The sequence below is a fragment of the Saccharopolyspora karakumensis genome, from assembly GCF_004349225.1.
Classification (GTDB): domain Bacteria; phylum Actinomycetota; class Actinomycetes; order Mycobacteriales; family Pseudonocardiaceae; genus Saccharopolyspora; species Saccharopolyspora endophytica.
The window spans coordinates 45,235-55,929 of record NZ_SMLA01000044.1; the positions used below are offsets into that span (position 1 = coordinate 45,235).

General features: G+C 66.7%; 6 protein-coding genes. All 6 read left to right on the forward strand.

Annotation, left to right across the window (positions count from 1 at the left end; genetic code table 11):
- The first annotated feature begins 212 nt into the window (after positions 1–212).
- Positions 213–1,982 (forward strand): AMP-binding protein, encoded by a 1,770-nt coding sequence (locus tag E1202_RS23355; protein WP_132685283.1) that lies wholly within the window; start codon positions 213–215, stop codon positions 1,980–1,982.
- Positions 1,983–2,699: 717 nt separating this feature from the next.
- Positions 2,700–4,400 carry a glycine/sarcosine N-methyltransferase gene (locus E1202_RS23360; protein WP_132685274.1) on the forward strand — a complete coding sequence of 567 codons (1,701 nt, stop codon included), beginning with the start codon at positions 2,700–2,702 and terminating at the stop codon, positions 4,398–4,400.
- Between the two features lie 74 nt (positions 4,401–4,474).
- A complete protein-coding gene (gene metK / locus E1202_RS23365) occupies positions 4,475–5,677 on the forward strand; it encodes a methionine adenosyltransferase (protein WP_132676344.1) in 1,203 nt (400 codons plus the stop codon).
- Between the two features lie 297 nt (positions 5,678–5,974).
- Positions 5,975–6,949 (forward strand): carbohydrate kinase family protein, encoded by a 975-nt coding sequence (locus E1202_RS23370; RefSeq protein ID WP_132685275.1) that lies wholly within the window; start codon positions 5,975–5,977, stop codon positions 6,947–6,949.
- An 18-nt stretch (positions 6,950–6,967) separates the two neighbouring features.
- A complete protein-coding gene (gene metH / locus E1202_RS23375; protein ID WP_132685276.1) occupies positions 6,968–10,528 on the forward strand; it encodes a methionine synthase in 3,561 nt (1,186 codons plus the stop codon).
- 47 nt (positions 10,529–10,575) lie between these two features.
- The coding region (locus E1202_RS23380) for an adenosylhomocysteinase (RefSeq protein WP_132676350.1) at positions 10,576–10,695 on the forward strand (120 nt) is incomplete at its 3' end.

The window sequence follows — 10,695 nt, forward strand, 5'->3', positions numbered from 1 at the left end:
GGTACTCCGGAGAAGGTGAGCAGGAGGGCGGTGGCAATCGTTGTGACAGGTCGGAACACGGTGTCCTCCTTGACGCCGGAAATTCCGAAAGAAAATCACCAGTAATCAACAACAATGACCACAACCGCACGAGGAGTCAACGCCGACGAGCCAGGACCCGCACATCGGAGCAATCGGCTCGGCTCGTCGGAGTGGCCGAGCCCGTCGTGGACATGGTCCACTTCTTGCCCCGGCAGCGCAGCCGAGACGAAAAGGGGGCCGGAGTGTTCGGCGAAGCGACGGCGAGTACGCCTGGCGAGACGTTCCTGGCCGCACGCGACTACCTGCTGCGGCATCGCGAGGACTACGAGGTGGCGAGGCGGGGGTTCAGCTGGCCCCGCTTCGAGGAGTTCAACTGGGCGCTGGAGTGGTTCGACACCATCGCCGAGCGTCGCCCGGACGGGTTGGCGCTGTGGATCGTCGAGGACGGCGGTGGCGAGCGCAAGATCACCTTCGCGGAGATGACCCGCCGCTCCAACCAGGTCGCCAACTGGCTCCGCGGGCTCGGAGTCGCGCGCGGCGACCGGCTGATCCTCATGCTGGGCAACCAGGTCGAGCTGTGGGAGACCATCCTGGCCGCGATGAAGCTGGGTGCGGTGATCATCCCCGCGACCCCGCTGCTGGGTTCGGCGGACCTGCGCGACCGGGTGGACCGCGGCCGTGCGCGGCATGTGGTGACCACATCGGACGATGCGGCGAAATTCGCCGACGTCCCGGGTGATTACACCCGCATCGCTGTCGGGTCCACCGTGGAGGGATGGCACTCCTACGGCGACAGCGCGGGATCGGACGAGGATTTCACCCCCGATGCCACGACCCGAGCCGACGAGCCGATGCTGCTGTACTTCACCTCGGGAACCACGGCCAAGCCGAAACTCGTTCAGCACACGCACATCTCGTACCCCGTGGGTCATCTGTCCACGATGTACTGGATCGGCCTGGAGCCCGGGGACGTCCACCTCAACATCTCCTCGCCGGGGTGGGCCAAGCACGCCTGGAGCAACGTCTTCGCGCCGTGGAACGCCGAGGCGACGGTGTTCATCTACAACTACTCGCGCTTCGACCCGGCCGCGCTGCTGGAGCAGATGCAGCGGTGCGCGATCACCAGCTTCTGCGCGCCGCCGACGGTGTGGCGGATGCTCATCCAGGCCGATCTCGGCTCGCTGAGCACCCCGCCGGTCAAGGTCGTCGGAGCGGGTGAACCGCTGAACCCGGAGATCATCGAGCAGGTGCGCCGGGCCTGGGGCGTGACCATCCGCGACGGGTTCGGTCAGACCGAGACCAGCGTCCTGGTCGCCAACACCCCCGGTCAGCAGGTGCGGCCGGGATCGATGGGCCGGGCGCTGCCCGGTTTCGAGGTGGCGCTGCTGGATCCGGCCACGGGGGAGGAGGCCGACGAGGGCGAGATCTGCCTGGCCCTGCAGCCCCGGCCGGTGGGCCTGATGACCGGCTACGCCGACGACACCGAGCGCACCGACGAGGTCACCCGCGGCGGTCACTACCACACCGGCGACGTCGGGTCCCGGGACGCGGACGGCTACATCACCTACGTCGGGCGCACCGACGACGTGTTCAAGGCGTCCGACTACCGGATCTCGCCGTTCGAGCTGGAGAGCGTGCTGCTGGAGCACGACGCGGTCGCCGAGGCGGCGGTGGTGCCGGCGCCGGACGAGCTGCGGTTGTCGGTGCCCAAGGCCTACGTAGTGCTCGCCGCCGGTCACGAGCCCGACGAGCGCACGGCGGAGTCCATCCTGCGGTTCGCCCGGGAGAACCTCGCGCCGTACAAGCGCGTGCGGAGGCTGGAGTTCTACGAACTCCCCAAGACCATCTCCGGCAAGATCCGGCGGGTGGAGCTGCGAGGCAGGGAGAGCGATTTGCACGGTTCGGGGGAGCGCGCGCGGGGTGAGCACCGCGATGACGACTTCCCCGGCCTCAGGAGCTGACTGAGGGCCGCTGGCGCCGTGTTCCGGGCCGGGTTCGCTCCCGCCCCGGACGGTGTCGGCACCGTCCGGGGCGCTGGATCGGTTCGGCGCTCCAGGAGCGGATGCACCGATTGACGGACGGTCCTGAAAAAGCTATGGCGCTGCGGACCGGAAAGCCGTAACATCCGTGCTCCGCTCTTCGATGCAAGGGTTACGGGGAGCAAAAAGTCAACCGCCGCATCGGCTATTCACAAAATCTTTGTCGATCGGAACTCTTGATATGGCGCAAAAATTGTGCTATATCGGGCGCGCGTAAGCGTACATCTCCCGGTGTTTTATTGCACTTGCGTGATCGTTATCGACCCCAAAATGATCTCCAATATTCCCTGGTGGTCGCGCATTTTTTCACCCAGGGTGACAATGGGAATCACGCATTCATCGCATTGCGGTGATTACCGTCACACGTTTGTACGCTTGCTTCGTGATCTCCTTCGCCTAGGTTGGTTAAGCGACGCACGGAAATGCGTCACGCCGGTTGGCAAGGGTGCCGACCGAGTGCGATCGGCGTTGGTGCTGCGGCCTTGAGCATTTTCTCGGCTGCCCGCGCCGGTCGGAGGTGTTGCCTTTTTTCGCAGTGGCGACCCGCACGGCCGCGAGACGACATGCTCGCGGCACGGATTTGCGCATGCCTGAAGTGCGTGGGCTGGCGCATGACCAACGTGAGTGGTGGGAGTGAAAATGGCCAAGAGCGTGGACGACTTGACTTCTGACGAGGCTGGTTCGCCTGACACGGCCGATCTGGTGGCACGTGAAGAGCAGGTTTTCGGCGAGAATCCGTTGGAAGTCCGCGAGTCGGACCACTACACCCACGAGTACGTCGGTGGATTCGTGGAGAAGTGGGATGATCTGATCGACTGGAAGAAGCGCTACGAGAGCGAGGGCAGCTTCTTCATCGATCAGCTCAAGGCTCGTGGGGTCAAGTCCGTCCTGGATGTGGCCACCGGAACCGGGTTCCACTCGGTCCGGCTGCTGGAGGAGGGCTTCGAAACCGTCTCCGCCGACGGCAGCCCGCAGATGCTGGCCAAAGCATTCCAGAACGGGCTCGAGTACGGTGGGCACATTCTGCGCGTCGTCCACGCCGACTGGCGCTGGCTGAATCGTGACGTCCACGGCGAATACGATGCGATCATTTGCCTCGGGAACTCGTTCACGCACCTGTTCTCGGAGCGGGACCGGCGCAAGACCCTGGCCGAGTTCTACGCCATGCTGAAGCACGACGGCGTACTGATCATCGACCAGCGGAATTACGACTCAATTCTGGACGACGGGTTCAGCTCGAAGCACACCTATTACTACGCGGGTGAGGACGTTTCCGCCGAGCCGGATTACGTCGACGAAGGTCTGGCGAGGTTCAAGTACACCTTCCCGGACAAATCTGAGTTCTTCCTGAACATGTACCCGCTCCGGAAGAATTACGTCCGCCGCCTCATGCGCGAGGTCGGGTTCCAGCGGATCGACACCTACGGCGACTTCCAGGAGACCTACCAGGAAGGCGAGCCGGACTTCTACATCCACGTCGCGGAGAAGAAGTACGTCGAGGAAGACGATCTTGCCGACGTCTACTCGACCGCGGTGCACACCGCCCGCGATTACTACAACTCCGAAGACGCGGACAATTTCTACTACCACGTCTGGGGCGGCAACGACATCCACGTCGGCCTCTACGAGACCCCGGACCAGGACATCGACACCGCCTCCCGGCGCACCGTCGAGCGGATGGCCTCCAAGGTCGAGATCACCCCGGACACCCGGATCCTCGACATCGGCGCTGGCTACGGCGGCGCGGCCCGATACCTGGCCAAGACCTACGGCTGCAAGGTCTCCTGCCTGAACCTCTCCGAGGTGGAGAACGCCCGGAACATCGAGTTCAACCGGGCCGAGGGGCTCGACGAGCTCATCGAGGTCAAGGACGGCTCCTTCGAGGACATCCCGTTCCAGGACAACGCCTTCGACATCGTCTGGTCGCAGGACGCGATCCTGCACAGCGGTGACCGCCCGCGCGTGCTGGAGGAGGTCAGCCGCGTCCTCAAGCCGACCGGGTCCTTCCTGTTCACCGACCCGATGGCGGCCGACACCGCCAAGCGCTCGGAGCTCGGCCCGATCCTCGATCGGCTGAGCCTGGACACGATGGGGTCGCCCGGCTTCTACCGGCGTGAGCTGGCCCGACTGGGTCTGCAGACCTTCGACTTCGAGGACCTGACCGAGTACCTGGCCATCCACTACGGCCGAGTCCTGCAGGAGCTGGAATCGCGAGAGGGTGATCTCGCCGACAAGATCAGTGACGCCTACCGCAACAAGATGAAGACCGGCCTCAAGAACTGGGTGTCGGGGGGCAAGGCGGGGAACCTCGCGTGGGGCATCATTCACGCCCGAGTGTGAGGTCCCCCGGGTAAACAACCTGACTACCGTACGCAAGGATCAAAGCTGCAAAGCTTGTGAGGTGAGGAGCAGTCGTGAGTGAGATCAACCGCCGGTTGTTCACCAGTGAGTCGGTGACCGAGGGCCACCCGGACAAGATGTGCGACGCGATCAGCGACTCGATCCTGGACGCGATGCTGGCCCAGGACCCGGCTTCGCGCGTCGCCGTGGAGACCCTGGTCACCACCGGCCAGGTGCACGTCGCCGGCGAGGTCACCACGAAGGCCTACGTGGACATCCCGACCCTGGTCCGCGAGAAGGTCCTGGAGATCGGCTACGACTCGTCGGTGAAGGGCTTCGACGGCGCTTCCTGCGGCGTGAACGTTGCCATCGGTCAGCAGTCCCCGGACATCGCCCAGGGTGTCGACGAGGCGCACGAGAAGCGCGTCGAGGGCAGCGAGGACGAGATCGCCAAGCAGGGTGCCGGCGACCAGGGCCTGATGTTCGGCTACGCCTGCAACGACACCGACGAGCTGGCGCCGCTGCCGATCACGCTGGCGCACCGCATGTCGCGTCGCCTGACCAACGTCCGCAAGGACGGCACGCTGCCGTACCTGCGCGCCGACGGCAAGACCCAGGTCACCATCGAGTACGCCGGTGACCAGGCCGTTCGCCTGGACACCGTGGTGCTCTCGACCCAGCACGCCGAGGAGATCGACCTCGACGGCCAGCTGGTCGGCGACATCCAGAAGCACGTCATCGCGCCGGAGCTGGAGCGGGCCGGTCTGGACTCGGGCGACGCCCGCGTGCTGATCAACCCGACCGGTCGCTTCGTCGTCGGTGGCCCCATGGGTGACGCCGGTCTGACCGGCCGCAAGATCATCGTCGACACCTACGGCGGCATGGCCCGCCACGGTGGTGGCGCCTTCTCGGGCAAGGACCCGTCGAAGGTGGACCGCTCCGCGGCCTACGCCATGCGCTGGGTGGCCAAGAACGCGGTCGCCGCCGGTCTGGCCGGCCGCATCGAGGTCCAGGTCGCCTACGCGATCGGCAAGGCCGCCCCGGTCGGGCTGTTCGTGGAGACCTTCGGCACCGAGAACGTCGACCCGGTCAAGATCCAGGCCGCGGTCAACGAGGTCTTCGACCTGCGTCCCGGCGCCATCGTCCGTGACCTCGACCTCCTTCGGCCCATCTACGCCCCGACCGCGGCTTACGGTCACTTCGGGCGCAGCGACGTCGACCTGCCGTGGGAGAAGACCGACCGCGCCGAGGCTCTCAAGAGCGCTGCCGGTCTGTAAGAGCGGAACGGCGAACGCAGCGGTGCCGGCGGGCACCTGAGGCCGACCCCCTGCGCAGGACGCCCCGACGCATGCACTCACGTGCACGACGTCGAGGCGTCCTCGCAGGAGAACCGGCCGCCGGGCCCGCGACGGTGCACGCTGCAGGTGGCCGGGTGAGCGGCGATTGCGCCGCCTGCCGCGGCCGCGAGCCATTCCACGTGTCCTCCGGGCACTACCGACGAAGCTGTCGCAGGCTGCGGGGCGCCGCCCACATGGCAGTTCCCCGCAGCCTGCCCTGGTGAAGGAGTTATTGAAGTGCGGATTGCGGTGACCGGTTCGATCGCCACCGACCACCTGATGTCCTACCCCGGTAGGTTCACCGACCAGCTCGTGGCCGACCGGCTGGAGCAGGTCTCGCTGTCGTTCCTGGTGGACGAGCTGGAGGTGCGTCGCGGCGGCATCGCCGGCAACATCACCTTCGGCCTCGGCAAGCTGGGCGTGACCTCGACGCTGGTGGGCGCCGTCGGGCAGGACTTCAACGACTATCGCGCGTGGCTGGACCGGCACGGCGTGGACACCGAGTCCGTGCACGTTTCGGAGACCAAGCACACGGCGCGCTTCCTGTGCACGACCGACACCGATCTCAACCAGATCGCCTCGTTCTACGCCGGTGCGATGGCCGAGGCCCGTGAGATCGAGCTCAAACCCGTCGCCGACCGCCTCGGTGGTCTCGACATGGTCGTCATCTCGGCCAACGACCCCGAGGCGATGGTGCGCCACACCGAGGAGTGCCGGGACCGGGGCTACAACTTCCTCGCCGACCCGGGCCAGCAGCTGGCCCGCATGGAAGGCGACGACATCCGTAAACTCGTGGACGGCGCGCAGTACCTGTTCACCAACGAGTACGAGCACGGCCTCCTGCTGCAGAGCACCGGCTGGACCAAGGACGACGTCCTGGGCCGCGTCGGCAAGTGGGTCACCTCGCTCGGCGCGAAGGGCGTCCAGGTCGAGGCCAAGGGCGAGCCGACGCTGCTGGTCGAGCCCCCGAAGGAGAAGCAGAAGGGCGACCCGACCGGTGTGGGCGACGCGCTTCGCGCCGGCTTCCTCGCGGGCCTCAAGGGCGGCCTGAGCCTGGAGCGGTCGCTGCAGCTGGGCTGCACGCTGGCGACCGTCTCGCTGGAGACCGACGGCCCGCAGGAATACGACGTCGAGCGGGATTCGTTCCTGGCTCGCATCGCCGAGGCCTACGGCGACGAGGCTGCCGCCGAGGTCGGGCCGAAGCTGCGCTGACGAACGGGGAGTAGCGGCATGTCAGACCACGATCCCAGCGGGTTCCTGTCCGCCATCGACGAGCGCGTGCTCGTCGCCGATGGCGGCATGGGAACCGCGTTGCAAGCCTACGACCTCAGCTTGGACGACTTCGCCAACCTGGAGGGCTGCAACGAGATCCTCAACGTGACCCGACCCGACGTGGTGACCTCGATCTACCGGGGTTATCTGGAAGCGGGCTCGGACGCGATCGAGACCAACACCTTCGGCGCCAACTGGGCCAACCTCGCCGAGTACGACATCCCGGAGCGCATCCGGGAGCTGGCCGAGGTGGGCTCGCGACTGGCCCGGGAGACCGCCGACGAGTTCTCCACGCCGGACCGCAAGCGGTTCGTGCTGGGCTCGATGGGACCGGGCACCAAGCTGCCCACCCTGGGGCACGCCCCCTACGCGAAGCTGCGCGACGCCTACTGCGAGCAGGCGCTGGGCATGCTCGACGGCGGTATCGACGTCTTCCTGGTCGAGACCTCGCAGGACCTGCTGCAGACCAAGGCCTCGATCGTGGGCGCCAAGCGCGCGATGGCCCAGACCGGCCAGAAGCTGCCGATCATCGCGCAGGTCACGGTGGAGACCACCGGCACGATGCTGGTCGGTTCCGAGATCGGCGCGGCGCTGACCGCGCTGGAACCGCTCGGCATCGACCTGATCGGCATGAACTGCGCGACGGGTCCGGCCGAGATGAGCGAGCACCTGCGGGTGCTGGCCCAGAACTCGCGCATCCCGCTGTCGGTGATGCCCAACGCCGGCCTCCCGGAGCTGGGCCCCAACGGCGCGGTGTACCCGCTGCAGCCCGAGGAGCTGGCCGAGGCGCTGTCGGGCTTCGTGCGCGACTACGGCGCACGGCTGGTCGGTGGCTGCTGCGGCACCACCAACGACCACGTCCGCGCGGTGGCCGAGGCCGTGGGCGGCACCACCCCCACCCAGCGCACGCCGGAGATCATCCCGTCGGTGTCCTCGGTGTACCAGAGCGTCCCGTTCGAGCAGGACGCCTCGATCCTCAACGTCGGTGAGCGCACCAACGCCAACGGGTCGAAGGCGTTCCGCGAGGCGATGCTCGAGGAGCGCTACGAGGACTGCGTCGAGATCGCCAAGGCCCAGACCCGCGAGGGCGCGCACATGCTCGACCTGTGCGTGGACTACGTGGGCCGCGACGGCACGCACGACATGCGGGAGCTGGCCTCGCGGCTGGCCACCGCCTCGACGTTGCCGATCATGGTCGACTCCACCGAGCCCGACGTGATCGAGGCCGGTCTGGAGCACCTGGGCGGGCGCTGCGCGGTCAACTCGGTCAACTACGAGGACGGCACCGAGCCGGGCGGCCGGTTCCACCGGGTCATGGAGATGGTCCGCGAGCACGGTGCGACCGTCGTGGTCACCTGCATCGACGAGGAAGGCCAGGCGCGCACCAAGGACTGGAAGCTGCGCGTCGCCGAGCGGATGATCGAGGACCTGACCACCAACTGGGGTCTGGACGAGTCCGCGATCATCATCGACTGCCTGGTCTTCCCGATCACCACCGGTCAGGAAGAGGTCCGCAAGGACGCCATCGAGACGATCGAGGCCATCAAGGAGCTCAAGAAGCGCCACCCGGCCGTGCAGACCACCTTGGGTCTGTCCAACGTGTCCTTCGGTCTGAACCCGGCCGCGCGCCAGGTTCTCAACTCGGTGTTCCTCAACGAGTGCCGCGAGGCCGGGCTGGACTCGGCGATCGTGAACTCCTCGAAGATCCTGCCGATGAACAAGATCGACGAGGAGCCGCGCAAGGTCGCCCTGGACCTGGTCTACGACCGGCGGGACGGCGAGTACGACCCCCTGCAGAAGCTCATGGAGCTCTTCGAGGGTCAGACCGCCAAGTCCTCCAGCGCCTCGCGCGCCGAGGAGCTGGCCAAGCTCCCGCTGTTCGAGCGCCTGCAGAAGCGGATCATCGACGGTGAGCGCAACGGACTCGAGGACGACCTCGAGGCCGGCATGCAGGAGAAGGCCCCGCTGCAGATCATCAACGAGGACCTGCTCGGCGGCATGAAGGTCGTCGGTGAGCTCTTCGGCTCCGGCCAGATGCAGCTGCCGTTCGTGCTGCAGTCGGCCGAGGTCATGAAGGCGGCGGTGGCCTACCTCGAACCGCACATGGAGAAGGACGACTCCGGCGGCAAGGGCAAGCTGCTGCTGGCCACGGTCAAGGGCGACGTCCACGACATCGGCAAGAACCTGGTCGACATCATCGTCTCCAACAACGGCTACGACGTGGTCAACATCGGCATCAAGCAGCCGATCAACGCCATCATCGAGGCCGCCGAGGAGCACAAGGTCGACGCGATCGGCATGTCCGGTCTGCTGGTGAAGTCCACCGTGATCATGAAGGACAACCTGCAGGAGATGAACTCCCGCGGGATCTCCGACAAGTACCCGGTGATGCTCGGTGGCGCGGCGCTGACCCGCTCCTTCGTGGAGCAGGACCTCGACGAGGTCTACGAGGGCGACGTGCGCTACGCCAAGGACGCCTTCGAGGGCCTGCACCTGATGGACCGCCTGATGGCCATCAAGCGCGGTGACTCACCGGAGGAGGACGCCGCCGAGGAGGCCAAGAAGGCCGAGCGCAAGGAGCGCCGCGCGCGTTCCCAGCGCATCGCCGAGAAGCGCAAGGCCGAGGCCGGTGACGAGCCGGGCTACGACGACACGACGCGGTCCGACGTGGCCGCCGACGTCGAGGTCCCGACGCCGCCGTTCTGGGGCTCGAAGGTGGTCAAGGGAGTCGCGGTCAACGACTACCTGCAGCTGCTGGACGAGCGGGCCACGTTCTTCGGTCAGTGGGGTCTGCGCGGCGCCAAGAAGGGCGAGGGCGCCAGCTACGAGGAACTCGTCGAGACCGAGGGCCGGCCGCGGCTGCGCCACTGGATCGACGAGCTGTCCACGCAGGGCATCCTGCAGCACGCGGCGGTGGTCTACGGCTACTTCCCGTGCGTCACCGAGGGCAACCACCTCGTCGTGCTGGACAAGGAGGAGCCCGACGCCCAGGAGCGGCACCGGTTCTTCTTCCCCCGGCAGAAGCGCGACCGCCGGCTGTGCCTGGCCGACTTCTTCCGCACGCGGGAGCAGGCCGAGCAGACCGGTCAGGTCGACGTGCTGCCGATCCAGCTGGTGACCATGGGCCAGCCGATCGCCGACTTCGCCAACGAGCTGTTCGCCAAGAACGCCTACCGGGACTACCTGGAGGTGCACGGCATGGGCGTGCAGCTCACCGAGGCGCTGGCCGAGTACTGGCACCGCCGCGTGCGGCGCGAGATGGCCTGGGCCAACGGCGGGAACGTGGCGCAGGAAGACCCCTCCGACGTGCGGGAGTTCTTCAAGCTCGGCTACCGGGGCGCCCGCTACTCCTTCGGCTACGGCGCGTGCCCGGACATCGAGGACCGGGCCAAGCTCGTCGACCTGCTGGAGGCGGAGCGGATCGGGGTCGTGCTGTCGGAGGAGTTCCAGCTGCACCCCGAGCAGTCCACGGACGCGATCATCGCGCACCACCCGGAAGCCAAGTACTTCAACACCTGATTCCGCTGTCCATCAGCTGCTGATCAGAAAGAAACAGAAGGGAAGTCATGAGCGTCAAGTTGCAGAAGGTCAACGGCCTGGAGTTCGCCGTGAAGGATCTGGGTTTGGCCGAGGCGGGTCGGCACCAGATTCGGTTGGCCGAGCACGAGATGCCGGGTCTGATGGCC